We start from the raw sequence: 25904 nt of genomic DNA on the forward strand, positions 1-25904 counted from the left end.
TTTTTGATAGGGTTATTTCTATGCTATAATTAACTTATTTCTATTGAATTAGGAGGTAATAAGTGGAATTTTAGGTAAAAAATATTTACCTTTGCAGCCCCTTATTATGAAAAAATCTAGTTATCATTGTATAGCTGTTCTGATGTGTTCAGTTCAGGCGTACGCTCAGGTGGGAATTGGGATAAGTACCCCCAATGCAGTTCTCGATATCAACGGGAAAACTACCTTAAGAAAAGAGCTTAAAGTTGGCGGTACTTCTGATCAGGCAGGAAATGCCGGACTCAATGGCCAGGTGTTGGTTTCTCAAGGAGCAGGTTTACCTCCGGTTTGGAGATCATTGAATGTTTCCTTCATCGAAGAAGGTCAATACAAGCTGATTAATTCTTATCTATCATCCGATCAGGCAGGCATTACCTCTTTATCCGGCGGTATTGCAGCAGACGGTATTTATACCAATAGCGTCGGTGATGATTTTTCGAATACAGCTAAAGGAAGATGGGTGAAAATTGATAATCTTAGGAATGTTTTTGAGATTAAAAATGCTAAGAACCGGCTTACCTACCAGTTTCAGACTGGCATTGAAATGAAGGCTCCGGCTGCGGGTACGCCACAGAGTGTTACTTTTACCTGCGGTGTTTTCAGAAATAATAAACTCGTTGCGGTACGTCCCGATAAAATCACTTCGAATAATAATACAGATAAAGGAGGTTTTCAGGATTATATTTTTACTCTTAATTATACAGAGCAGAATGTACCTGAAGGGAGTCAGACTATTGAAGTAGCATGCCGTAAGATTGAATCCTCCAATTCAAACACCTTATTTGCCATAGGACGAAATATCGATAATTCAAACACGGTATCCAATGCGTTTACTCAGGAATCTGATTTTAAAGTAGATGTCATTGAATATGTAACGTACAAAACTAACTAATCAGAAGACTTCAATGAAAAAAATATTATCACTCCTATATGTTTCTATAGGATTGTCACTTTCTGCGCAGGTGGGAATAAAAACAGACACCCCGAAATCTACGCTGGATGTAAATGGAGATGTAAACCTTAGAGGTAAACTTGCGGTTTCCAATACCACCAATGCTGTGCTTTCCGAAGGTACCAATGACCAGATTTTAGTTTCTCAGGGGCCGGGATCTGCGCCGATCTGGAAAACCCTCCGTATTCCGGAATATGAACCGAATAAGTTTTATTTAATTTTTAATAATTCTTATGCTGACAGAACAGGGGTTACCTTTTCAAGGAATGAAGTTTCCGGTAACGGGAATTCAAGGTCTACTTCGCTGGTAAAAGATGCTGATCTTAACAGCTTGAGCAGATTTAAAAAAATTCCCGGAGTGTCTTCTCAATCTTTTACTGTTTTCAGTGAGAAGAGTAAAACCTATTTTCAGTTTGAAACTGTTGTTCAGGCAAACTTTCCGTCGAATGATTCTCCCGATATCTCTATCGATTATGCCTGCGGAATCTTTGTGGATGATAAATTGGTGAATTTAAGACAGAGAAATCTTAAAGCCAGCAGTGCAGCCAGCACATTTATTACGCATAACCAGATTGGTATGGCAGAGAACCTTGCCAAAGGCCCGCATACTGTAAGTGTAGCATGCTCCAGGCTTAGATCATTTAATACAAATGCGACCTTAGGTATAGGAATTAATGTTGCAGAGAATATCGATGATTTTATCACGCAGTCTTCTCTTAAAGTAGATGTTTATGAAATTCCTCAAGTATTTAACAATATCTTAAACTAAATCATGAAGAAAATATTTTTTATCACATTATCATTATTTTCAGTTTGCTTTTTTGCACAAGTGGGAATAAATACCAGAACACCTGTTAATATGTTGGATATTAATGGAGATTTAGGGCTAAGAAAAGAGTTAAGAATAGGAGGTACCAATACTGTAAAAGGATCTGCGGGGGATGCCGGAACAATTCTTCATAATAATTCTGCTCTTGGAGTAAATGATTGGAAAAGCATTAAAATAGCAGAGGGACAAGGCAGTATGTCGGTGTTTTTTATGAATACGGTGGCTGATAAAACAGGGGCTCAATTTGGTAATGGAAGTGGTTCTACAGATCCTTATGAGGAAAATATGACTATTACAAATGCATGGACAGTGCTTCCGGGAACTCAGGATACCTATTCCGTAACGTCCTCTACAAACAAAGTATTTTTCACGTTTCAGACGACTGCACAGAAAACAGGTAATAATAATTCTTCTACAGGATTTGCCTGCGGAATTTTTGTCGATAATCAGCTGAAGGCGGTAAGAACAGATGTTTTGATTGGTACAGACGGAGCGTATAAGATATTCAACCTAAACGCGACGCTTTCTAATGTTCCTCAAAAAAATAATTATGCAGTTAAAGTAGCATGTACCAAAAGAAACTTAAACAACGGTACATTGGGAATCGGAAAAGCGGTTAACAGTACCTATCTCAATACAGATATGTCACAGTCTGTGCTTACAACCTCTGTAATGCAACCGTACTGATCATAGCAAATGTTTTTTCTATTTCCTGGCAAATGAACCGCTTTGTCTTGGGTAAAAATAAATTTATTAGCCTGAAAACAATGTTTTCAGGCTTTTTCCGTTTAAAAGAAACAGGGCTGAAGCTATTCTCCGGTATCGGTGGAATCATTTTCCGGGATGTGCTGAGCCCAGTGACGGAAAATAGTCCCATTTCTTTTAAAAGATAAAGGCCAAATATTTTATTGCTGGTTTTACTATAATATCAAGAAAAATATATTTTTTATTCAAAAAAAAATTATATTTGTGAAAAATTTATCAAATACCTGAAAATGAAACAACTTTTCTACTTTATTTTACTCATTGCAGGTCTATCTTCTATTCATTCTTGTAAGGAAATGATAGATGAGGACGGAAATTCGCTGATCGACCTTAATCCTGATACAGGGCTTACCGGACCAAGAGCATTGTTTAGAGAAATTACAGATTCAGATACCCTTGCCGAATACCATTATAATGGTTTGCAGCTTACAAAAGTACTCACAGACAGTGGTTCGGTTACCAATATTGCGTACAGCGGTGATAAAATCAGTAAAATTGATTTTATGGGATTCTTAGATCTTGACAATGACGGGAATTTAGATAAGGACAGTATTTCTTATTCCCAATTATTTACCTATGGTCCTACAGGAAAGCTGATTACTATCTCAGAAAACCGATCGTTCTTTAAGAGAGCGGATCCTGTTCCGCCGTCTACAACTCCGGGGCCTCAGACGCTGTATAAAAAGACGAAGTCAACATATGATCTGAAATATGAAGCTTCTACGGCCAAACTGGATTCTATCATTATGAAAAATGGGCCTGACGTTTCAGGAACGGTTTTCGCATTTACAGATTATTCCAAGACGAAATATGAATATACAGGAGATAATGTATCTAAAGTAACAAGAGCCTACGGCCCGATTGGGGGAGGGGTAACGACAAAATACGGATACGAATTTCTTTCTTATGATACCCAGATCAGTCCGTTTACCTTATTGCCTTTTGGATATAAAGTTTCGAGATTACTGAATACTGAAATCAATGATAGTGAAAGTTTTATTTTATCACCAAACAGCCCTAAGAGAATTTCTGTGACGGATCTTATGACACCTATCCCAAGTCCGGTATTCTTAACGACAGATTACCTTTATGACGCGCAGACTTATATGAGAGTAGGTTTTGGAATCAATTATATCTACAAACCCCTGTAAGAATTAATTTTTTAAATAATATTTTAACTCAATCTTTCCGAAGGTTGAGTTTTTATTTTTAATGCCTTAATTTTGCAAAAAATTTCTCAATGAAATATTTAATAGTGGGCCTTGGTAACAAAGGTGCAGAATATGAAAATACACGTCATAATATAGGATTTAAAGTCGCAGATAAAATTGCAGAAACATTGGAAGCTTCATTCAATACCACGAATTTCGGATGGATGGCAGACGGAAAGTATAAAGGAAGAAGAGTATTGGTTTTAAAACCGGATACTTATATGAACCTGTCGGGAAATGCGGTAAGATACTGGATGCAGAAAGAGAATATCCCTTTGGAAAATGTATTGATTGTTACGGATGATCTGGTACTCCCTTTCGGAACATTGAGGATGAAAGCAAAAGGGTCTGATGCGGGACATAACGGACTGAAAAATGTTAATGAAGTGCTGCAGACACAGAACTATGCAAGGTTGCGTTTCGGAATTTCCGCCGATTTTTCTGAAGGGAAACAGGTAGATTACGTTTTGGGAACATGGAATGCTGAAGAATCTGAAAAGCTTTCGGAGAGAATTGAAAAATTTACAAAAGCTTCTTTGTCATTCGTTTTTGCCGGAATTAATAATACCATGTCCGCTTTTAACGGGAAATAACCGAAACATCTGTAAAGCCAGAAGTCTCCGTTTCGAAGGGGATTATTGTGGGTTGACCAGGGCAATATCTTTGATGATTTTCTTTTCCAGCATATTCTTCTGACCAAGGGAGAAGCGGTAATTGTTTCCCTCCTCCGCAAACTGAATCGGCCCGGTTGGGATATCATCCGTTCTCCATTTTACGATGAGAGTTGGCGTATGGGTATCATCAAAACTTTTCTCTGAAAACCTGAAAGCAGTGCTGGTCATTGGGTTATTTACGTCTTCATTAAAGACTGATTTTGCCATTTTGGGCTGCATCTGTATCATGTCTTTCATTAATAATCCGAAACGCTTGCCGATGTATTTATCCTTATTCATCTCAAATTTTCTAAGGTAGGAGACCGTATCAACTGCTTTTTTATCAGAGGTTTTCTGGGCTTTGACAAAACCATTTAGAAAAAATAAAATACCGAAAATAAATATGTTGAACCGTACTTTCATAAGTTAGTGAGTCATCTAATTTTAGAATTTCAAATGTAAGTATTTTGAAAATGTATTGAAATTGTCTTTTAGTTAGTCATTCCTTAAAAACCAAGTAATATTTTGATTATCAGTTTTATGCACTTATATTTCGTAAAAAATCGTTGTAAAAAATTGCAATAAATTGTATTTTTAGGATATAAAAAGTGGCAAAATGTTAGGCAAAATAAGAGAGGATTTACAGCAGAATTTATTCAAGACCAGGCTTACGGAGCTTATTAATATGGAGCATCCGGTGGTAAAATTAGCTGGGGAGATTTCCTGGGATAAAATGGAGTCAGAGTTTGAGAAATTATTTTCAGAAAACGGAAGACCTTCTATTGCTATCCGTAAAATAGCAGGAATGCTTTTGCTCAAGGAAATGTTTAAAGAAAGTGATGAAAGTGTAATAGAGAGATGGATTGAGAATGCGTATTGGCAATATTTTACCGGAGAAACCTTTTTCCAGACAGAGCAGCCTTTCGATCCGAGCAATTTTGTACACTTCAGAAAAAGAATTGGAGATAAGGGTTTGGAATTTCTTTTGGGACAAAGCGTTTCTCTCCATCCCAAAGCCAAAACAGAAGATGAAGTTCAGGTAGATACGACGGTTCAGGAGAAGAACATTACCTTTCCTACCGATGCCAAATTAGCAAAAAAAGTAATCGACAATTGTAGAAAAATAGCAGAAAAAGAGAGCGTTGTACAAAGACAAAGCTACAGAAGAGTGAGCAAACAATTATTGCGGGACGCTTTTTTTGGACATCATCCCAGAAGACAGAAGAAGGCAAAAATGGCGAGGAAAAAGCTCAGGACGATTGGTAAAAGAGTTCTTCGGGAATTGGAAAGAAAACTTCCTAAAGATGTTTTGAAAGGCTACGAAGACGTTTTTAAAATTTACCTTAAAGCACTCACCCAAGAACGTACCACGAAAGATAAAATTTACAGTCTTCACGAGCCACAAGTTGCGTGTATTGCGAAAGGAAAATCGGGAAAAGCATACGAGTTTGGGACAAAAGTAGCAGTAGTAAGAGGTCGGAAAACAGGGATCATCAGCTCGGTAAAGAGATTTTCTGGCAATCCTCACGATAGTAAAACTCTTGAAGAATCATTGGCACAGAGTGAGAGGGTAAGAAAATCCGTTGGCGGAACAAGACCTACGAAAGCCACTACAGACAGAGGATTTAAAGGAATCAAAGAAGTGGAAGGAACAGCAATTTTGCTTCCCGCAAAAAAAGAAAAAACAAAATATGGGCAACAAGTAGCCAGATTAAGATTCCGGGCAAGAGCAGCCATAGAACCTTGTATCTCTCATTTAAAAAGAAACCACTCCTTAGGATTAAACTTCCTGAAAGGAGTGGCTGGAGATATTAATAATGCATTATTAGCAGGGATTGGATACAATTTGAAGATGAGATTGAATCAAATCAAACAACAAATTCTTCTTTGGCTCGAACTTGTTCTCCGAATCTTTTTAGGCAAATATAATTTTCAAAGTCAAAAAACAGCTTTTTAAGGAGCGACTAGTTAAAACTCTATTAAAAATATGTGTTTTAAAAATAATCAACGAAAAACAAAAAAAGCCACCGAAAAATTCCGATGGCCAGTAGTTGTACTTTTAAAAAATTAATTTCCAATCTATCTAACTATAACATTCTTTTATAACCAGGTTACCACGCCTGTTTCAACATCGTAGTTGGCACCTACAATCTTGATTTTTCCTTCATTTTCAAGGTTTCTAAGGGTGGAACTTTGTTTGCGGATATCATTGATCGCGCTTTTTACATTCTGTTGGTTTAATCTTTCCAACAGGTCGCTGTTCTTGGACGAGCGTTCTTCGCCTTCATGAATGACCTCTTTAATAATCGGATCAAAATGATTGATCAGGTGGTTCAGGTTATCCATTCCAAGGCCTTCAATCTGTGCTGCGTCAAGCCCTCCTTTGAGTGCTCCGCATTTTGTGTGTCCCAGAACCACAACTAATTTTGAACCAGCTACATTACAGCCGAATTCCATAGAGCCTAAAATGTCCTGATTAACAAAATTTCCTGCAATTCTGATGCTGAAGACATCTCCCAGTCCCTGGTCAAAGATCAGCTCTGCTGAGGTACGGCTGTCGATACAGCTTAAGACTACCGCGAAAGGCCATTGTCCCTCTCTTGTGGCATTTACCTGCTCCAAAAGATCTCTGTTCGCCTTCAGGTTATTAACGAATCTCTGGTTTCCCTCCTTTAAAAAGTCAAGTGCTTTTTCTGGAGTGATGGTTGACTGAGTTTCTGAAGTATGTGCTTTCATATTTTTTATTATTTGTATTAAATTTTACTTTTAAAGTTAAAAAAATTATTGAGATGAGCTTACATAGCTCGTTTATGGGTAATCAAAATGTGAGAGTCTTCATCCCTTTCATAATCGCTGTATGAAGTTTTGAAGCCTAGTAATTCAACGTGTATGTCTTCTTCTTTTGCACGTATATTGGCGAAATCCTGTATCATTTCCAGAACATCTGTGGCAATATAGGAGGTTCCTCTCGCATCAATGGTTATGTTAGAATTTGCTTTTATGTTTTTTAGTGTTTTTTTAATCGCTGCTTTATTCAAAAATGATACTTCCTCAGCCAGTTTGATATTAATTCCGTCTGCATTTTTAAGTTTTTCACGGCTTAAATAATAGGCTCTTTTCATATTTCCCTGAAGAATATAGAATACCGAAATTGCCAGACCTATTCCGACTCCTTTCAGCAGGTCTGTGGCTACTACTGCCACAACGGTCGCTACAAAAGGGATGAACTGAAATTTTCCCAAATGCCAGAAATGTTTGAAGGTGGCCGGTTTTGCCAGTTTGTATCCTACCAAAAGCAATACGGCTGCTAATGTCGCTAAAGGAATGAGATTGAGGATCATCGGGATGGAAAGTACACAAATTAACAGGAGGACTCCATGGATAATCGCTGATAATTTCGAAGTAGCACCTGCATTAGCGTTCGCGGAACTTCTTACCACCACTGAGGTCATCGGAAGCCCACCGATAAATGAGCTGATAAGATTTCCGATTCCCTGGGCTTTTAACTCCAGGTTGGTATCCGTTATTCTTCTTTGTCTGTCTAATCTGTCGGAAGCCTCGATACAAAGTAAGGTTTCGATAGAAGCCACAATGGCAATGGTTGCCCCTACGATCCATACTTTAGGATTGGTGAATCCGTTGAAATCCGGCATTACGACAAGGTTTTTAAAATCGTCAAACGATTGCGGAACCGGTAATACTACCAAATGCTGTGGGCTAATCGCGAGTGAACTGCCTGTCAGTTTAAAAACTTCATTCAATAAAATACCTGCCACCACAGCAACAAGAGCTCCGGGAAGCATTTTCATTCTTCTCAGGGTTGGAATTTTGTCCCAAGCCAAAAGAATGCCTACTGAAACTAAAGTTACAATAATAGCACCCGGATGAACGGCACCGATCAGCTCAGTAAAATAATTGAAATTGAGTCCGTTATCAAAAAGAGATTCGTGACCTTCATAGTCTTTATCGAATCCGAGGGCATGCGGAATTTGTTTTAAAATAATAATGATACCGATCGCGGCAAGCATCCCTTCGATAACGTTATTGGGAAAGTAATTGGATATACTTCCTGCTCTGACAAAGCCTAAAGCCAGCTGAATAAGCCCGGCAATAATTCCTGCGCAAAGAAAAAGTTCGAAAGCACCTAGATCGGTGATTGCTGTTAAAACAATGGCGGTAAGACCTGCAGCAGGACCGGAAACCGAGATGCTCGAATTACTGATTGTTCCTACTACCAAACCACCCACGATACCGGCAATGATACCTGATAAGGGCGGTGCTCCTGATGCTAATGCAATTCCTAAACAAAGGGGAAGTGCTACTAAGAATACAACGAGTCCCGAAGGGAAATTCTCCTTTATTCCTCCTATTAATGATGTGTTTTTCATATGATGAAAATGCTGTGATTATCAAAGGTTAGCTGTGATTAACCCATGATAAAAAGATTGGAAATTTAATTTTTAAAGCACATGACTATTCGATACCATAAAAATGGTAAGGAATATGATTAAAAAAATCTGACTGTTATACTTAAAAATTAAGCTTCCGGAGGCGGAGAAAAAAGGGAGAGTAGTGGGGACAGATGAAAGTCATCATCTATCAGCACAAAAGATTTTCGGGTAAGATCATGCTCCACAAACTTTACATAATCGAATACGCTTAAAGTTTTTGGAAGTGTTTTTTCATACACGATAAAAGAAGAGGCATGTGAATGAGGTTCTTCTTCGTTAACAATGATATTCGTACGTATTATTTTCCACCCGAAAACAGCAGCAATACTTGGTAATGCTGTAAAGTTCAGGACGAACAATAAGGTAATAATACTCCAGAATTTCATTTTATTTTTTTTTACAGAAATTATTTTGTTTTTCTGCTCATGACCCAGTCGGAGCCCGTAAGATTATATATTTTTTGAATATCTTTCAATATTTTTTCAAAATCAATCTCCAAATCAATGATTTTACCTGTTCTAAGGTCAAACACCCAGCCGTGGACTACAGGAAATTCTTCCAGAATATACCTTTCCTGCACACAGGCCATTTTTACAACGTTGATGCACTGCTCCTGAACATTAAGCTCAACTAGCCTGTCATAGCGTTGTCCTTCATCTTCAATTGAATCTAATTCTGCCTGATGCAATCTGTATACATCGCGGATGTTTCTCAGCCAAGGATTCAGTAATCCCAGATCCTGAGGCGTCATCGCCGCTTTTACACCTCCGCAGTTATAATGTCCGCAAACAATAATGTGCTTTACTTTAAGATGTTCTACCGCATACTGAATGACTGCCGTGGAACTCATATCCAAAGTGTTTACCACATTGGCAATGTTTCTTGTCACGAAAACTTCACCCGGTTTGGCTCCCATTAATTCTTCTGCGGTGGCTCTGCTATCCGAACATCCTATATATAAATAATCCGGAGTTTGGGTCTTTGCCAATTCATGAAAGAATTCAGGATTGTCTGCCACCTTAGATTCTACCCATTTTCTATTGTTTTCAAAAATACTTTTGTACGATTGTGACATCTTAATAATGTTTAATTATTTATTTCGTTTAAATTATTTTCAAAATCAATAGATCATATCAATAATACAAAAATATCATTTTTGTTGATATCCTCAGTAGTTTTAACAAAGTTTAATATTAAAATATGCTTAAAATCATACGATCGTTGGGAATCGGAGCTTTATTGCAGTTTTTTAATATGATATTTTATGGTTTAATACGATAATGTCATGAAAATTGAATATAAAATTACAAACTTTGGGAGAGAATACAAGATTTTTACGTTAAAATAATCCTAAATATTAAGAGGCTCTTTAAAATTTAAACACGCGTTGAAGTGCGTTCCCGTAGCTTTCCTTAGAATAAGAAGAGCTGTTAAAAACAATGCATGATTCGGGTTTAATCGATTTTATGATTGATATATCCCTCTGTAGCATCGGCTTTAGAGTAAATTTGCGCAGGGTTCCCCATTACCACAGAATTCGCCGGAACATCGAAATTAACATATGAATTAGGAGCTATCAGGGTATTGCTGCCAATGGTAATCCCTCCTACAATAACCGCGTTGGTGCCAATCCATACTTCATCTTCGATCGTTGGATATCCCTGCTTTTTTCCGCGGTTTTGCTGGCCTATGGTAACTCCCTGAGCAATATTGCAATTTCTGCCTATTCTGGCATGAGGGTTAATGACCAATGCCCCCCAATGTCCCAGATACAGCCCTTCTCCAATCTGGGTTTCAGGATAAATCTGGTAACCGTATTTGATCTGGTAATGCCTGAGAACAAGCTTCCAAAATAGATGTAATACGGGGGTTTTAAGGTGTTTCTGCGCCTTTCGTAAAATAAAGATAAAATGAAGATTCGGGTTGACACATTTTGTTATAAGCTGAGCTCCCGAAAGCCATTTTCCACTTTCTCTGTAAAAATCTTTTTGGATGATAGAATGGTTTGACATGTGTTTTTGCAGTTTAAACGGTATCGATTATTTCCTGAAGGTGCTGAACAGACTTTTCAAGGACGAAAGGGAGATCAGTCTGCTCTATTTCTTTTTTGTAATGTACCGAAAGGGTATGGTCTGTTAAAAATTTCTTCATTCCTTCATAAATTCCGTCTTCTGAATTCGGGGTAATTATTCCTAATTTTCCGTCCTGCAGAAGATCCTTTATTCCTGATATATCGGTGGCTGAAATCGGTTTATTTAAAATTAAAGCTTCCGCAATGATGGTCGGAAAACCTTCATGTCTTGAGGACATAATATAGAAATCTGCTTTTTGCAGATAAGGGTAGGGGTTACTTCTGAAACCCAGCATTTTTGCCGTTTTCTGTAGCTCCAGTTTTTCAAGGAGAGCCTGAATATTGTCGAGGTCATAGCCGTCCCCGATAATGATGAGCTGGTGTCTGAAGCCTTCATCCAAAAGCTTTTTATGAACCTCCAGCAAACGGTCATAGCCCTTCTGAGGGTAAACGGTACCTACACTTACAAAAGTCGGAATATCATTGCTGAAAGGATAATCTTCAATTTCTATATTCGCCTTTTTCAGGGTATCTTCTCTGTCGATCGGGTTATAAATTTTAATCACGGATTGCTTTTCCTGATCATTTTTGGCAAGCTTATGCATTTCTTCCTGAAGCTTGTTCGAGATAACCAGTATTTTATCAAATTTAAAAAACTCACGGATAATGTCGGGAGTATATTCTTTTACATTAAAAATATCATTCTGTACCCAGATTATTTTTTTTGAGTCTTTTTGAGGGCTGGAAAGTATTTCCTGATACATCCCGTGAATAGCCGCCAATTCGACATCATATTTTTTATTTTTCAGAACGAATTTATAGAGTAGGGACGGAAACCAAAGAAATATTTTCTGATAAAGAACCCTGTAGGCCTTCACCGGAATTTCCAGTGGCCTGTTGGTCGTAATCATTTCACCTTTCAGCAGATAAAAAACATTCACCCAGGACGGAACTTCTTTGATGTAGATCCCGGAATATAAATTGATCAGTAAATCCACTTCGTATTTTTCCGGAGAAATATTTTTCAGAAAGGTAACCAGCACTTTTTCAGCGCCTCCGTGGCGTAATGAGCCTATTCGGATAAGAATTTTCTTTTTTTTCAACATTTATTTTTTCACTGGTTTATAGGTATAGGGAAGATGTTCTTTGATGTATGCTTCCAGTTTTTGTCTATCCGATTCCAATTCGCGAGGATAAACGCTGGAAGTTGTAAGAGCCTTGTCACCATATTCCTCTATCGTACAGATGTATTTGGCGGGAACTCCCGCATATACGGTGCCATCGGGCATGGAAGAGGTGAGGATGGAGCCTGCCCCAAGGACGCAGTTGTCTCCCATCTGTACCCCCAGCATAATGGTGCAGTCTGCCCCGATAAGGCATTGTTTACCGATTTTTATTCTTCCGAATGCCCGCACATCTTCATATTTTTTAAAAAAATGGAGGGCATTATAGCCGCCGTCATGATTGATGAATCTTACATTGTTGGAGAAGGTTGTTTCGTCTCCTATTTCAATCAGAAAAGGTTCTGTTCCAAATTGAGGAACATCCACAAAACGTACCTTTTTTCCTACCTTAAGTCCTTTGGCAATACAAATTTTCAGGTAGATCCTCTGTATCATAAACTGATAGGTGGTGTGCACTTTCAGGAGGGCGCGGTATAATAAAATCATTCTATTTTTTATGTATTATTGTGAATCGGATATTCAATATTATCAATTATTTTTTGATTGATCATGGGATCGTCCGGCTTATTTCGGAATTTTAATTAATTTTAATCTTAACCGTATACCTACTGTGGGTAGTATATGCTAAAAATATATCCTCATTAGGTTAAAACTAATTTTTAAGAATTTCCGTGATCTGAGAATAGATTTTCTCATTCTCAAATCGTAAATAAGCCGTTTTGTTATTTTCCTTAATTTTTTCCACCCATTCATGGTCTGTTAAAAGTCTTTCCATTCCTTCTGCTAGCTGGTCAGCGTCATAATCCACAATCAGTCCGTTTACTTCATGGTCCATCATTTCTTTCACACCTCCGGCGTCTGTGGAAACAATAGGCTTCCCAAGCGTCAGCGCTTCACCGATGACCAGTGGGTATGCCTCAGATTTTGAAGGCAGAACATAAAAATCAGCTTTTTTGATATAGGGATAAGGGTTAATAACAGGTTCGTGAATAATAAAACTGTCTTCAAGCTGATATTCTTTAATTAAATCGGTGAGCATCTCCTTTTCCTGTCCGTTTCCAAAAACCCAGATACTGTGTCTTAATCCCTTGTCAATAAGCTTTTTGTGGGCTTCTACCAATATTTTGTTTCCCTTTCGGGGGATCAGTCGTCCCAGGGATATAAATACCGGTGCCGAAGTCTTAAAGTCTACTTCAAAGGCGTGGGCTTTCTCTCGGATTACATTAAATTCAAAAGGATTATAAATAATCATACTTTTTGGAAACTCAACGTGGTAAACTTCCTTAATGATATTTCTGGTCTGCTGAGAAACAAAAACGGAAAGATCCAGTCTTTTCAGCTGATCAATGATGGTAAGTTTTGTTTGTTCTATAAATGCGGCATCTCTGATATCCACATGGAACCATCCTATTTTTTTTGATTTTTTAAAAGGACTCTCAAGGAGTGCTTTATATTCTGAAGACGTAAAGGCTATTTCCACATCAGGCACAAAGCCTATTTTATTTTTAATAAGGGAAGGGAAAAGGTGGTAAAGCTCCAGTTTCAGTCTTCTGAAAACCAGCTGCAGCTTGTTGACCAGCGGATTTTTTGAAAAATTTTCTCTGCCTTCCACCAGTGAGAAAACCTTAATATTATCCGGAATCAGAGGCAGCATTTCTCCCTGTTTTAGATTAAGCAGTAAGTAAAGATCCAGATCGGAAGGTAGGTTTTTGATGATGTCACAGAGAACTTTCTGAACTCCGCCCGTTTCCATAGATCTTAACCTGAAAAGTATTTTTCTTTTATTTATGTCTGTAGTCATTAATGCATATTTTGTTGAGTGATGGCTTTTTTCCCTGGATCAGCGTGGCTTTCAATAGGGGGATTCTTTAGTTTTCCGATCAGGAAAGAGAGGATCAGGATCTCTGTTTTATGATCAGTTCCTGATGGTTGACGACTGTGGTGTTGGCAGGGATATCTTTATAAACGGTACATCCGGCTCCGATAATACAATTATCGCCTATGGTAACCCCTTTGAGTACAGTTACATTGCTTCCCAGCCAGCAGTTTTTTCCAATCACGATGGGGGCAGTCGTAAATGCTGAGCGGTGAACTTTAAAATCAGGCTCGGTTTCATAGGAATGATTATGATCATATAGTTTAACGCCTTCTCCAAACAGGGTATTTTCACCGATGGAAATATGGTCAAGGCAATTGATGGAACAATAATTATTCATAAAAAAATGGTCACCGAGCTCAAGATGAGCATTCTTCAGCACAAGCACATGAATGAAATTTCTAAAACCTACCGATTCTCCTATAGTCAGGCTTTTAATTGAACTGTCCAGAATAAAATGATTCTGAATACCCAGTTTAATGGTCTTAAAAAATACATGGGGGTGTTTTTTAAGCAGTGAAATCTGTTGTCTTCTTTGAAGTTTTTCAAAAAAATCCATAAGTGTTGTATAAATTAGCTTCTACATTTGTTTTACAAAGATAATTTTTTTAGCAAACTTTTTTGAAAAATCTTTAACTTTATCATATTATTAAATTACTAAAACATAAATATAATGAATACAATTTATCACGTAACTAAGACATTTATTGCGTATCTCAGAAGACCGGACCTTTATCCTGAGCTGGGGAGAAAAATTGTGAAAAATATATTTAAAAGAAACAATGCCTTTAAAGGAAAAGAAAAAACAAACCGGTGGGCAGCAGCTAAGGCTGTTACCCAGGAAAAGGCCATTTCCTCACTTTTTGGAGTGAATAGCTTGGCTTTTAGACATGATTTCTCAGCGTTTCTTGCTCAGGCAGAACAAAAACAAGAAGAATGTCCGGTGAAAATGGGTGGGGCCGGTGCCTTAGAACTTATTTATTACGCCTGTGAATGGACTAATGCAAAAGCGGCCATAGAAACGGGTGTTGCTTACGGATGGTCCTCTCTGGCTTGCCTGTTATCATTAGAAAAAAGAAATGGCCGGCTATACAGTTCAGACATGCCTTATCTGGCGCAGGACGGAGATCGGTACGTGGGATGTGTTGTTCCGGATCATTTAAGAAGTCATTGGAAATTATTCAGGTTGGCGGATAAGGAATCTCTTCCTAAGATTTTCAGTGATTATCCTGAATTTGACGTTATCCATTATGATTCGGATAAAAGTTATGACGGAAGAATCTGGGCTTATGATATGCTGTATACCCGTCTTAGAAAAGGGGGCGTTTTCTTAAGTGACGATATTGGTGACAATTCTGCTTTTCAGGATTTTTGTGAAAAATTAAATATTGATCCTACGGTCATTGAGTATGAAGGAAAATATATCGGAGCCTTCATTAAAGGGTAAAATTTTGGTAGAAATTGTTTAGCTTTCTTTTTTGCCGCGAATGCACAAGTATTTTTTTATTTCCTGCAGATCGCACAAATCTCGCTTATGACACTATTGATTTTTTCTTTAAACTTCTGAAAGTTATAAGTGGAAAGGCTTTATTTCAATTATAAAATAGATTTAATCTAAATTGGCGAAACTTCGTTTATAAAACGTAATACTGTTTTCTTTTTCAATTTACCTTAAAAAAAAGAAGGGCTTAAATATGAGTAGCGTCGGGTGAAACCCGATGAATAAGTATTCAATGATGTTATCACCCTGAAAGGGTTAAATAATGTAATGCAAATTTCAAAGAAAAAATGCTATAAGACCTGCCGTCATCATAAAACTTTTGGGGCTTTGTGCTCAAAATATAAAGCGTTGAACGTTTATCGTTAAGTCTTAATGTATGGTTATAATGTGCTGAGTAAAACGCCATGACGATCGAAAATATCTAAAATGAGAGCTAAGGCTTTAGTGATTAGTAGCGTTAAAAGAAAATTAAGAATGGCTCTCGTCCTGTTTTCCGATACGGTACTTAGATCTCTATGATACTGACCAGTCTTTTGATGGATCAAGTTTTTGCTTACTTCTCCAAGTTTTGTATTTGATACTTTATTGGCTTTCATTCTGAGGTTTTCTGCCTCCCTGCATCGTGATATAGGTGTCTTTTGCTACGAAGTTTGTATTTCTGTTTATACAATTTCACAAAAAATCTTTAAGTTTACAGTCTCTTAGGCGGAAAGATCCATCTGTGCTTAATCTATGCGTTCTTCCGAAAAAGTGTCCTGAAAAGCATAAAACTGATGGGATTTTTTTAACCTGTATTTTTAGTCTGTAAAGCGCTGAGAGTGAATGTTTCGCAAAGTGGCTTCTAATATTATAATTTGATTAAAAAAGTGCAGTAGTTTTGTAAATCAGGTTTATAAATTGTATTTTGCTGCCTTAAACATAGAACTATGATGAAAACGTTCACGCAATTAAAGAAAAATGCAGGAAAAAAGCCTGAAGGTTTAAAAAAAATAAAACTGGCTTTACTGGGGGATACAGCTACACAGTTTCTGAATACTGCATTAAAGGGATCAGCGATAGACCTTGGATTTGATCTTGATATCTTTGAGGCAGATTTCGGACAGGTTTCGAGACAGATCCTGGATCCATCTTCGGATTACTACCAATTCGATGCAGATTATACCCTGATTTTTGAGTCGACCCATAAATTGCTGAACCAATATTATAAATCATCTGACTCCGGAATCCACTTCGCTGAACAGAAAATCAGATATATCGAAGAACTTTATGAAACCATCCAAAGCAGAACGAAAAGCAAGCTAATCTACTGTAATTTTCCGGGAATAGACAATCAGGTATTCGGGAGCTTTGCCAATAAAGTAGAGTCGTCGTTCGTATTTCAGCTTAATAAAATTAATTATTTATTGTCAGCGCAGGTTGGGCTTGAAAAAAGCAACTTTTTTATTGCCGACCTGGTGTCTCTTCAAAATAAATGGGGCAGAAACTTTATGTTTTCCCCTACTATTTATGTAAATACAGAGATGGTTCTTTCCCTGGATGCCTTACCACTGGTCGCTCATCATGCAATGAGTATTATTTCATCCATGCAGGGAAAGTTTAAAAAATGTGTTATTCTGGATCTCGACAATACAACCTGGGGAGGAATTATCGGAGACGACGGGCTTGAAAAGATTCAGATCGGAAGTCTGGGGATTGGTAAAGCTTTTACAGAATTCCAGTACTGGATAAAATCTTTACAGAAAAGAGGGATTATTGTGGCGGTCTGCAGTAAAAATGATGAAGATAAAGCCAAAGAACCTTTTGAAAAGCATCCCGATATGGTATTGAAACTTAGTGATATTGCCGTTTTTGTTGCCAATTGGGAAAATAAGGCCGACAATATCCGAAAGATTCAGCATATTTTAAATATAGGTTTTGACTCTATGGTTTTTCTTGATGACAATCCGTTTGAAAGAAATTTGGTTCGGGAAAATCTACCTGAGGTATGCGTTCCGGAACTTCCCGAAGATCCGGCAGAGTATCTGGAGTATTTATATAGCCTGAATCTTTTTGAAACTTCGGGCTTTTCTGAAAATGATGCAGAAAGAACAAAGCAATACCAGGTGGAAGCACAAAGAGCTACGGCATTGGAAAGTTTTACCAATGTGGAGGATTTTCTGAAAAGTATGAATATGGTTTCAGACGTTCAGGCGTTCAGTAATTTTTCTAAGCCCAGGGTATCTCAGCTGACTCAGCGTTCCAACCAGTTTAATTTAAGAACAATAAGATACACGGAACAGGAAGTTGAAAACCTAATGGCATCGGAAGAGCATCATACTCTTTCTTTTACCCTGGAGGATAAGTATGGAGACAACGGACTGATCTGTGTCATCGTGCTTAAAAAAGAAGATGAAGAAACCCTGTTTATCGATACATGGCTAATGAGTTGCCGGGTACTGAAACGGGGAATGGAAGACTTTACCTTAAACACCATTGTTGATACTGCCCGTAAGAATGGCTTTCAATATTTGGTTGGGGAGCATATTCCCACTTCAAAAAATCAGATGGTTGAAGATCATTACAGCAGATTAGGATTTACGCCGTACAAAGATAAATGGATGCTTAAAGTCGGTGATTATCAACCTAAAGAGGTATTCATCACAGCCCGATAAAACTAATAAGAAAGATAAATTAAGATAAAAGAATATTATGAACAGAGACGAAATTTTAGCCAAATTAACTACAATTTTCCACGATGAGCTGGATAATGACGAGATTGTGTTACATTTTGAAACAACCGCTGATGATATCGAGGAATGGGATTCTCTCTCTCATATCCAGTTGATTGTTGCGGTGGAAAAAGCATTCAAAGTACGTTTTACTTCATCCGAAATTCAAAGCTGGAATAATGTTGGGGAAATGATCGACTGTATTTTAAGTAAATAAATGGTTCTTCAGGTTAATCAAAAATTTCAGCATCAATTTCAGGTTGATGATAGAGTATACAATGGTTTTATTTCCGTTTTCGGAGATAAAAATGCTTTGCATACCGACGAAGCATTTGCCCGGGAGAAAGGATTTCCCTCCAAAGTAATGCATGGGAATATTCTGAACGGTTTTTTATCTTTTTTTATTGGTGAGCTGCTCCCCATGGAAGAAGTGATGATTCTTTCCCAGCATATTAATTTTAAAAATCCTGTATTTCTGAATGATATTTTAAATTTTGAGGCTGTCGTGGAAGAGCAGTCAGAAGCGGTACAGGTTAATACATTTAAATTCAAATTTTTCAATTCCGAAAATAAAACAGTAGCAGCAGGAAGAATACAAATAAAAGAACTCACGTGAATAAAGTAGTTTTAACAGGTGGCTCCTCGGGAATAGGGAAGGCAATTGCTCTTTTTCTTCTGGAAAAAGGATATGAGGTGTTGTTTACCTATCGGCATTCCCAAGAGTCGGCTCAGGAAATAGAAGCAAAATATAGTAAAAGCAAAGCGTTTCAGATTGATTTTAGTATTCCTTCAGAAATGGAAAGATTTTCCGAGGCAATCGCAGATTTTTCTCCTGATATTCTAATTAACAATTATTATAACGGAACTTTTATAGATACCTATTTCCATAAAACGGAGGCCGAGAAGTTTTCCAATGATTTTAATAGCAATATTGTTCCTACTCTGCATATAACACAGGGCTGCATCAGTATTTTCCGGAAAAAGAAATTCGGAAGAATTATCAATATTCTCAGCTCTTCGCTGAATGCTCCTGCGCTGGGAACTTCGGTGTATAATGCAAACAAAGCCTATCTTTTACAGATGAGTAAAAGCTGGGCCGCTGAAAATGTAAAATTCGGTATTACCTGTAATTCGATTTCGCCTGCATTTATTCCCACAGATTTTCATAAAGATATGGATGAACGTATGAAAGAGACCATTCTTTCAGGCTATCCAATTAAAGAAGAACTTGAAAGCAAGGATATTTCAGGGGCCGTAGACCTTTGTCTCAATGGAGGAAAACATTTTAACGGAAATCATATTTTTCTGGATGCATCCCATTATTAAATAGAAATCGAAATATAAATAATGCAGTTTACCTCCATTACCTTTGTCCTTTTTTTTACCATTTTTTTTGGTGTTTACTGGTTGTTAAGAAAAAATCTTAAACGACAGAACATCGTATTGTTGCTGGCGAGTTATCTGTTTTATGGATTCTGGGACTGGCGGTTTTTGGCTCTGCTGATCGGGAGTTCGGGTATAGCTTACTTTTTAGGATTGAAAATTGGTGAGTACGAAGGCCGAAAGAAGAGGCTCTTTGTAAATATCGGGTTGATTCTTGCGATAGCATCCCTTTTCTACTTTAAATATTTTAATTTTTTCATTGATTCTTTTGCAGAATTATTCGGAATAAAAAATAGATTAACTCTTACTATTGCGCTTCCTTTAGGCATCAGTTTTTATACATTCAGGATGATAAGCTATTTTCTGGATCTTAAAAATAATAAACTGAAGCCTGAAAATGATGCCATTACGTTCTTTAATTATATTGCATTTTTCCCCAGTATGACCTCTGGGCCCATCGACCGCGGAGGACTGCTCCTTCCTCAGCTCAGAAAAGAAAGGGTATTCACTTTTGAAAGCGGGGCGGACGCATCAAGACAAATTTTATATGGTGTCTTTAAAAAATTGGTGGTTGCCAATACCATCACTCCCGTGACCCAGGAGATTTTTCAGAATTATGATCATCTTGCAGGAAGTACAGTGGCTTTGGGAATGCTGCTATTCCTCTTTGAGATCTATGCAGACTTTTCAGGGTACTCCGATATGGCGATCGGTTTTGCCCGATTGCTGGGATTTAAAATCACCAAAAACTTTGCCTTTCCCCTTTTTGCACAAAATATTGCTGAATTTTGGAGAAAGTGGCATATTTCATTAACGTCATGGTTAACGGACTATGTGTTTACCCCTCTGGTAATTCACTTTAGAGACTACGGTAAAAAAGGTCTTATTGCGGCTATTATTTTAAATTTTATTTTAATTGGTGCATGGCATGGTCCGAGATATACCTTTGTTCTTTTCGGGCTCCTTCACGGGCTTTATTATATTCCGCTGATTCTTGCCAATAAGTTAAATAAAAAGAAAAAAATTTCAGGATCCTTTCCTACATTTAAAGAAGCCGGAAATATTGCACTGACCATGCTCCTGGTGTGCTTCGCTTTTGTACTTTTTGCAGCACCTACACTTACTGATGCTGTGGGAATGTACTCAAGAATCTTTAGTCTTTCATTTTTCTCGGTTCCTCAGTTTTTTCAGTTGAAAATTGCCGGACTTATTATTATTCTGCTGGCCATAGAATGGCTGAACAGGGATCAGGAGCATGGTTTAGAAATAAGCCGGTTGAAACCTGCCCTTAGAAGAGTTTTTTATATTTTCCTGATTTTCATCATCATGTATTATGGAGTTTTCGGAAATGGAAGTTTCATCTACGAACAGTTTTAATATGAAGAAATTTTTATTTAAAATATCCTTTTACCTCGTTTCCGTCATTGCAGTACTGCTTTTTCTGGGAACATATGCGGATGGTAATACGGATGATAATTACAGACATTTCACGGGATCTAAACCATCAGATATGATTTTCGGAGACTCCAGGAGTGCCCAGGCTGTTGTTCCTGATGTGCTGGATCAAAGGCTGAAGGGGCGTACTTTCAATAATTTCTCTTTAAATATTGCAGAGTCTCCTTATGGGAAGATCTATTTTGAAGCGATCAAGAAAAAGCTGGATCCTGCAACCCAAAACGGGATTTTTATTGTAACCGTTGACCCCTGGAATGTTTCCTTACCTAAAAAGGAGATCAGCGAAAAAGAGTATTCTGAAAATAATTCTGCACTGGCAGATATGTATTTTTATGATAAGGCTCCCAATTATGAATATCTGTTGAAGCACTACACCAGAAGCTGGTTTAATATCTTCCGTGAGCGCGAAGCCATTGTGAAATCCAACACTTACCTGCATAAAAACGGATGGATGGAAGTGAATGTTAATGTATCGCCCGATACGGTGAGAGCCCGAAGGCTGATCAAAATCGATCAGTATAAGGATCTGGCAAAAGTCCAGAAAATAGCATCATACAGGCTAAATGCACTGGGAGAAATCATCAGCTACTTAAAAGATCATGGACGAGTATATCTCGTCAGAATTCCTGCGTCGGAAGAAATACTGGAGATCGAAAACCGCTACTCTCCCGATTTTAATACGATTATGAAGGATGTTGCCAAGAAGAATAAGGTGAGATTTCTGGATTTTACTCCGCAAAATAAGCAATACCTGTACACAGACGGAAACCATATGTATAGAGAATCTGCCAGGGTATTTACCGCTCAGATAGCAGATTCTATTCAAGGGGATCAAAAAAGTCTGCGATAAAAGGGGATCGTCCCAATTCCGGATTATATTTTTTTTCAATGCCGCTGAGGACGAAAACTCGGACAGGTGCCGGATTATAAGAATCAGCGCCCTCTATTTTCTCTTGCTCTTTCATCTTCATGACATCACAGGCATGCTGAATTCTGCAATCTTCCCAACGGTTTAAAGGGGAGTATTGTCACTCATTCAAGTCAGGATCCATCTTTCGTAAACCGATTTAAAACAGATTTTTTCTGAAATTGATATTGAATAGCCCGGAGCGGATACTCGGATAATCCTTTAATAGGTATTTGGCGATCATTCCCCATTTTCTGAAACCCGGAGCGATCGCAATTTCAAAGCTACGATGCATTCTTCTGATATGCACTTTAATATCCTGTGGTAATGTGTTTTCGTTCTCGGACCAGGAATGTACCTCCCTCCAAAGCAGTACTCTGGTAGTTGCAGGATTTATTTTACCGGTGTCCACTTTGGTAATTCTGTTATTTTCATGAACCCCTCTTACCGCAACAGCCTGGTCTAAAATTCCGGGATAAAGATCGAGGTAATAGGACAGGCGAAACAGGAATTCACTGTCCTGATGAAGCCTTAAAGTTGTTTTAAAAAAAGGATTCATTTTCTTAAGCAGCGCCTCTCTGCGTACCGTTAAACCATCAATGCTAAAAAGTCCGAAACTTCCCAGCATGTGAAGCTGACCTTTCAGAACGTCTTTGGGAGAGTGTTTTTTGTACACCGTCGTCAGGCGCTCTCCAAATACCCCATAATACTGTTCCCTGGCCTTTTCTGTGTAATAATGTACTCCTATCGCACCGTATACCCCTTCCACTTTCGGATCTTTAAAAAGCTCTTTTTCCTGATCAAAACGGTTCGGGAGATAAAAATCATCTGCGTCTAAAAAGGCAATAAAATCCCCTTTGGCTTTTTCTATTCCCAGGTTTCTGGTGGGTCCAGCGCCGTGATTTCCCTTATCCGGATGCTGGAAAAGCTTTACCCTTTCATATTTTTCGCTGAGCTTTCTGCATACTTCAAGTGCGTTGTCGGGAGATTGATCTTCCACCAAAATGACTTCATATACTTCATCAAATTGTAAGGCCGACTCTACGGCTTTTGTGACATACTTTTCGGCATTATAAACGGGAGTAATTACTGAAATTTTCATCGTCATTATCGGTTTAGGTAAGTGAAACGGTATTTAGTTTTTAGGATCTCCGGATTTTTTACCAGTTCAGACAAAAGACAGATGTACTTTTGTATCCCTGTTTTTACCGCAAGATCAAATGACCGGTAGTTTAGATAGATTCTTTTCTGATACTCCGCAGGCAAATTCCGGAGCTTGGCCCATTTGTATAAAGATGTCCAGAGAAGAAGCTGCCTCTCATTATATTCTTTAGAGTATTTTTTTATTTTGGTAATCCTGTTGTCGTCATGGACTCCCCTTATGGCCACGGCATCATCAATGATACCGGATGTGAGGAAAGTGTGATGGGAGAGTTTGATAATAAAGTCGGAATCCTGATGTACCCGGAGGTCTTTATTAAACCTGAGGCTGTTTTTTTCGAGAGCCGCTTTACGAACAGTAAGGGTATTTAAGTGAAAAAATGTACCAAAAGTCTTCGCTGATAGCCCCAGTAATCCCCTGAAAACCTCTTCTCCCTTAGCGGCATAAGCAACAGTGGTGATTGACATGTTTTTGAATTTGCGCTGAAATTCTTCTTTTCCTTTTTCTGAAAGATATTCTATGCCAATGCCTCCGAATACACCATCAATAGAAGGGTCTTTGAAATATTGCCTTTCCATATCAAAGCGGTTGGGAAGGTAATAATCATCCGAATCTAAAAACGCAATATACTCACCTGAGGCTTTGTCAATTCCCAGATTGCGGCTTGCCCCGGCTCCGTGATTTCCTTTATCAGGATGCTGAAAAAGCTTTATTTTAGGATATGCCGAAGCCAGCTTTTCAGCAATTGACAAAGAATGGTCACTGGATCCGTCTTCCACCAGTACGATTTCTGTCACTTCTTCAAACTGCAATGCTGAGTATACCGCTTTTTCGAGAAAAGCAGAAGCATTATACACGGGTATGATCACAGAAACTCCCAACATTACAGATAAGATTGATTGTTATGTGCCCAAAGTGCCAATTGTAAAAGATTCCAGTGTTTTTGGTCTTTTTGCAGAAATTTCTGGGCTGCTTTATAATCGATATACTGAAATACTTTTTGATGAGGATCTTTAAGGAGATCATTGGACAATGCGATGAGACTCTCTTCCTCGAACCAGCTTTCAACACTCATTCCAAAGCCCTGTTTCCTCCTTTTTCTGATGCTTTCCGTCCAATAGGAATTCATGGCCTCGCGAAGAATTATCTTGTCGTTTTCGGTATTCAGTTTCAGTTGTTCGGGGAGTCCTATGCAGAACTCAGCAAAATCATGGTCTAAAAATGGCGTTCTTACTTCAAGAGAGTTGGCCATTGCCATACGGTCGGATTTTACCATCATATTTCCGGGCACATATTTTTCAAGATCTACCCTCATAATATCATTCAGTGAATCAGGATTTGGAGTAAAACTATAGGGTTGCAGGAAATTTTCGCTGATTCCCAACATAGCTCTTTCTTCCTGAGAAAAAGTATTTCTCACGGTATTCTGATGGAAGTCAAGAATATGAGGGTGAGCGATATTTTTTTGAGAGAGATATGAAATTTGCCGGAGGTTCCCATAAAGTCTGAGTCCAAACTTAGCGATGATATTTCTGTAGCTGAAGTGTTGTTTTAATTGGTTTTCTGCGCGGTAGAAATTATAGCCACCAAAAAGTTCGTCTCCGACATCGCCGGATAAAACGACGGTAAGGTTTTGTCTTGCCGCTCTACAGATTTCGTAATGGGGAATAAAAGAACGGTCTGCGAATGGCTCATCCAAATAAGGAGTTACCTTAAGCAGCGAAGTAGCCAGATCTTTCTTTTTTTCATGAATTTCAATATGGTTTGTGCTGTATTTCCTGGCAATTTCTTCCGCAAACTTCAGTTCACTGTTTTCATGATCATATCCAAAGCTGATGGTTGTCTGCTTGGGAAGAAATTCACTTACCAAAGCTACGATCGATGAAGAATCGAGGCCTCCGCTAAGGAAACTTCCGACTTCAACATCAGCAATCAGCTGTTTTTTTACCGCATTTTTCAACAGATACACAAACTGCTCTTTCGCTTCTGAAAGACTGATATTGCTGTCTTTAGCCGGTAGGCTGTAATAGCGTGATACAGAAATACGCCCCTCTTTCCAGACCATCCTGTGGGCTGGGGGTAGGGTATGTATATTATGGTAAATACTTTGGTAGGCATTAACGTATCCGTATTGGAGATAGTGGGCAAGCGCTTCCTGATTGACCTCAGGATGTACTAAACCTGAGGCTAGAATAGCCTTGATCTCCGATGCAAAAATAAATTCATTATTTTTCCCCGTTGCATAGAAGAAGGGTTTTTCACCAAAACGGTCGCGGGCACAGAAGAGTTCCTGCTTCTCTTCATCCCAGATGGCGAATGCAAACATTCCGGGTAACTGGAAGATGAGGTCCTGCTGTTTTTTCTGATACATGGCCAAAATAACTTCCGTATCAGAGCTTCCATGGTAAGGGTAATCTGAATATTGAGCTTTAATGTCCTGATATCCATAAATTTCACCATTCAGAACAATACATTCCTTTTGGCTCGCAGAAAACATAGGCTGTTTACCATTTTCAGATAAATCGATAATGGAAAGCCTGCGATGCCCCAGTGCAGCATGGTCGAAAAATTCGTAGTCTGCGGCATCAGGGCCTCGGTGCTCCATGGCATCGGTCATTTTCTGCAGTTCATTCTTGTAATTTCTGGCGTTTGTTGTTACAATTCCGGCAATTCCACACATGGGCTTTATTTTTGAGGGCTAATAATGTAATAAATTTTGACTGAACTAAAATAAGATTATCCTTTATGCAGTGCAAA

At 38.2% G+C, this 25904-nt stretch carries 27 protein-coding genes; 13 read left to right on the forward strand and 14 right to left on the reverse strand.

From position 1 onward, the window contains the following. The first annotated feature begins 106 nt into the window (after positions 1 to 106). From VUJ46_RS16685 to pth, 5 genes are all read left to right on the forward strand, one after another. Entirely contained in the window at positions 107 to 931 is an 825-nt protein-coding gene (locus VUJ46_RS16685) for a hypothetical protein (protein ID WP_326981853.1), read from the forward strand. 13 nt (positions 932 to 944) lie between these two features. Continuing rightward, the gene (locus tag VUJ46_RS16690) at positions 945 to 1760 is read left to right on the forward strand and encodes a hypothetical protein (RefSeq protein ID WP_326981854.1); all 816 of its coding nucleotides are present in this window, start codon (positions 945 to 947) and stop codon (positions 1758 to 1760) included. Positions 1761 to 1763: 3 nt separating this feature from the next. After that, on the forward strand, positions 1764 to 2507 hold the full coding sequence (locus VUJ46_RS16695) for a hypothetical protein (RefSeq protein WP_326981855.1): 744 nt from the start codon (positions 1764 to 1766) through the stop codon (positions 2505 to 2507). Positions 2508 to 2815: 308 nt separating this feature from the next. After that, positions 2816 to 3736, forward strand: coding sequence for a hypothetical protein (locus tag VUJ46_RS16700; RefSeq protein WP_326981856.1), 921 nt, complete (start codon positions 2816 to 2818; stop codon positions 3734 to 3736). 89 nt (positions 3737 to 3825) lie between these two features. Further along, on the forward strand, positions 3826 to 4389 hold the full coding sequence (gene pth / locus VUJ46_RS16705) for an aminoacyl-tRNA hydrolase (protein WP_326981857.1): 564 nt from the start codon (positions 3826 to 3828) through the stop codon (positions 4387 to 4389). 42 nt (positions 4390 to 4431) lie between these two features. Here the strand turns inward: pth and VUJ46_RS16710 are convergent, their stop codons facing one another. Next, the gene (locus VUJ46_RS16710; protein WP_326981858.1) at positions 4432 to 4872 is read right to left on the reverse strand and encodes a hypothetical protein; all 441 of its coding nucleotides are present in this window, start codon (positions 4870 to 4872) and stop codon (positions 4432 to 4434) included. A gap of 193 nt (positions 4873 to 5065) precedes the next feature. Here VUJ46_RS16710 and VUJ46_RS16715 point away from each other — a divergent pair, with 193 nt between their 5' ends. Further along, positions 5066 to 6406, forward strand: a complete 1341-nt coding sequence (locus tag VUJ46_RS16715) for an IS5 family transposase (RefSeq protein ID WP_326981209.1) — start codon at positions 5066 to 5068, stop codon at positions 6404 to 6406. 143 nt (positions 6407 to 6549) lie between these two features. Here VUJ46_RS16715 and VUJ46_RS16720 read toward each other — a convergent pair whose 3' ends face one another. From VUJ46_RS16720 to VUJ46_RS16760, 9 genes are all read right to left on the reverse strand, one after another. After that, the gene (locus tag VUJ46_RS16720) at positions 6550 to 7185 is read right to left on the reverse strand and encodes a carbonic anhydrase family protein (RefSeq protein WP_326981859.1); all 636 of its coding nucleotides are present in this window, start codon (positions 7183 to 7185) and stop codon (positions 6550 to 6552) included. Positions 7186 to 7244: 59 nt separating this feature from the next. Next, positions 7245 to 8837 carry a SulP family inorganic anion transporter gene (locus tag VUJ46_RS16725; protein ID WP_326981860.1) on the reverse strand — a complete coding sequence of 531 codons (1593 nt, stop codon included), beginning with the start codon at positions 8835 to 8837 and terminating at the stop codon, positions 7245 to 7247. A gap of 149 nt (positions 8838 to 8986) precedes the next feature. Then, complete coding sequence (locus tag VUJ46_RS16730) at positions 8987 to 9286, reverse strand: hypothetical protein (RefSeq protein WP_326981861.1); 300 nt, start codon at positions 9284 to 9286, stop codon at positions 8987 to 8989. 20 nt (positions 9287 to 9306) lie between these two features. Continuing rightward, entirely contained in the window at positions 9307 to 9975 is a 669-nt protein-coding gene (locus tag VUJ46_RS16735; protein ID WP_326981862.1) for a carbonic anhydrase, read from the reverse strand. Positions 9976 to 10354: 379 nt separating this feature from the next. Then, positions 10355 to 10912, reverse strand: a complete 558-nt coding sequence (locus tag VUJ46_RS16740; protein WP_326981863.1) for a serine acetyltransferase — start codon at positions 10910 to 10912, stop codon at positions 10355 to 10357. A gap of 13 nt (positions 10913 to 10925) precedes the next feature. Next, entirely contained in the window at positions 10926 to 12077 is a 1152-nt protein-coding gene (locus VUJ46_RS16745) for a glycosyltransferase (RefSeq protein WP_326981864.1), read from the reverse strand. After that, positions 12078 to 12641 (reverse strand): acyltransferase, encoded by a 564-nt coding sequence (locus VUJ46_RS16750; RefSeq protein WP_326981865.1) that lies wholly within the window; start codon positions 12639 to 12641, stop codon positions 12078 to 12080. Positions 12642 to 12807: 166 nt separating this feature from the next. Then, positions 12808 to 13956, reverse strand: a complete 1149-nt coding sequence (locus VUJ46_RS16755) for a glycosyltransferase (protein WP_326981866.1) — start codon at positions 13954 to 13956, stop codon at positions 12808 to 12810. Positions 13957 to 14050: 94 nt separating this feature from the next. Then, entirely contained in the window at positions 14051 to 14590 is a 540-nt protein-coding gene (locus VUJ46_RS16760) for an acyltransferase (protein WP_326981867.1), read from the reverse strand. A gap of 114 nt (positions 14591 to 14704) precedes the next feature. Here VUJ46_RS16760 and VUJ46_RS16765 point away from each other — a divergent pair, with 114 nt between their 5' ends. Then, complete coding sequence (locus VUJ46_RS16765) at positions 14705 to 15478, forward strand: class I SAM-dependent methyltransferase (RefSeq protein WP_326981868.1); 774 nt, start codon at positions 14705 to 14707, stop codon at positions 15476 to 15478. Positions 15479 to 15912: 434 nt separating this feature from the next. Here the strand turns inward: VUJ46_RS16765 and VUJ46_RS16770 are convergent, their stop codons facing one another. Then, a complete protein-coding gene (locus tag VUJ46_RS16770) occupies positions 15913 to 16128 on the reverse strand; it encodes a hypothetical protein (protein ID WP_326981869.1) in 216 nt (71 codons plus the stop codon). A gap of 330 nt (positions 16129 to 16458) precedes the next feature. On the opposite strand from VUJ46_RS16770, the gene VUJ46_RS16775 reads away from it, so the two are divergent. The 6 genes from VUJ46_RS16775 to VUJ46_RS16800 are packed head-to-tail and all read left to right on the forward strand — an operon-like array spanning position 16459 to position 21928. Next, on the forward strand, positions 16459 to 18183 hold the full coding sequence (locus tag VUJ46_RS16775) for an HAD-IIIC family phosphatase (RefSeq protein ID WP_326981870.1): 1725 nt from the start codon (positions 16459 to 16461) through the stop codon (positions 18181 to 18183). Between the two features lie 37 nt (positions 18184 to 18220). Then, on the forward strand, positions 18221 to 18457 hold the full coding sequence (locus tag VUJ46_RS16780) for an acyl carrier protein (protein ID WP_326981871.1): 237 nt from the start codon (positions 18221 to 18223) through the stop codon (positions 18455 to 18457). Further along, positions 18458 to 18856, forward strand: coding sequence for a MaoC/PaaZ C-terminal domain-containing protein (locus VUJ46_RS16785; protein ID WP_326981872.1), 399 nt, complete (start codon positions 18458 to 18460; stop codon positions 18854 to 18856). Beyond that, entirely contained in the window at positions 18853 to 19566 is a 714-nt protein-coding gene (locus tag VUJ46_RS16790; protein ID WP_326981873.1) for an SDR family NAD(P)-dependent oxidoreductase, read from the forward strand. Before VUJ46_RS16785 ends, VUJ46_RS16790 begins: the two co-directional genes overlap by 4 nt. Before the next feature lie 21 nt (positions 19567 to 19587). Then, entirely contained in the window at positions 19588 to 21000 is a 1413-nt protein-coding gene (locus VUJ46_RS16795; RefSeq protein ID WP_326981874.1) for an MBOAT family O-acyltransferase, read from the forward strand. 1 nt (position 21001) lies between these two features. After that, positions 21002 to 21928: a hypothetical protein gene (locus tag VUJ46_RS16800; RefSeq protein WP_326981875.1), complete on the forward strand. Its 927-nt coding sequence runs from the start codon at positions 21002 to 21004 to the stop codon at positions 21926 to 21928. A 217-nt stretch (positions 21929 to 22145) separates the two neighbouring features. Here VUJ46_RS16800 and VUJ46_RS16805 read toward each other — a convergent pair whose 3' ends face one another. The 3 genes from VUJ46_RS16805 to asnB are packed head-to-tail and all read right to left on the reverse strand — an operon-like array spanning position 22146 to position 25827. Beyond that, positions 22146 to 23087 (reverse strand): glycosyltransferase family 2 protein, encoded by a 942-nt coding sequence (locus tag VUJ46_RS16805; RefSeq protein WP_326981876.1) that lies wholly within the window; start codon positions 23085 to 23087, stop codon positions 22146 to 22148. Between the two features lie 5 nt (positions 23088 to 23092). After that, the gene (locus VUJ46_RS16810) at positions 23093 to 24031 is read right to left on the reverse strand and encodes a glycosyltransferase family 2 protein (RefSeq protein ID WP_326981877.1); all 939 of its coding nucleotides are present in this window, start codon (positions 24029 to 24031) and stop codon (positions 23093 to 23095) included. Next, on the reverse strand, positions 24031 to 25827 hold the full coding sequence (gene asnB / locus VUJ46_RS16815; RefSeq protein WP_326981878.1) for an asparagine synthase (glutamine-hydrolyzing): 1797 nt from the start codon (positions 25825 to 25827) through the stop codon (positions 24031 to 24033). Before asnB ends, VUJ46_RS16810 begins: the two co-directional genes overlap by 1 nt. Between the last annotated feature and the right edge of the window lie 77 nt (positions 25828 to 25904).

Origin of the sequence: Chryseobacterium sp. MYb264 (assembly GCF_035974275.1) — a bacterium.
Taxonomy (GTDB): domain Bacteria; phylum Bacteroidota; class Bacteroidia; order Flavobacteriales; family Weeksellaceae; genus Chryseobacterium.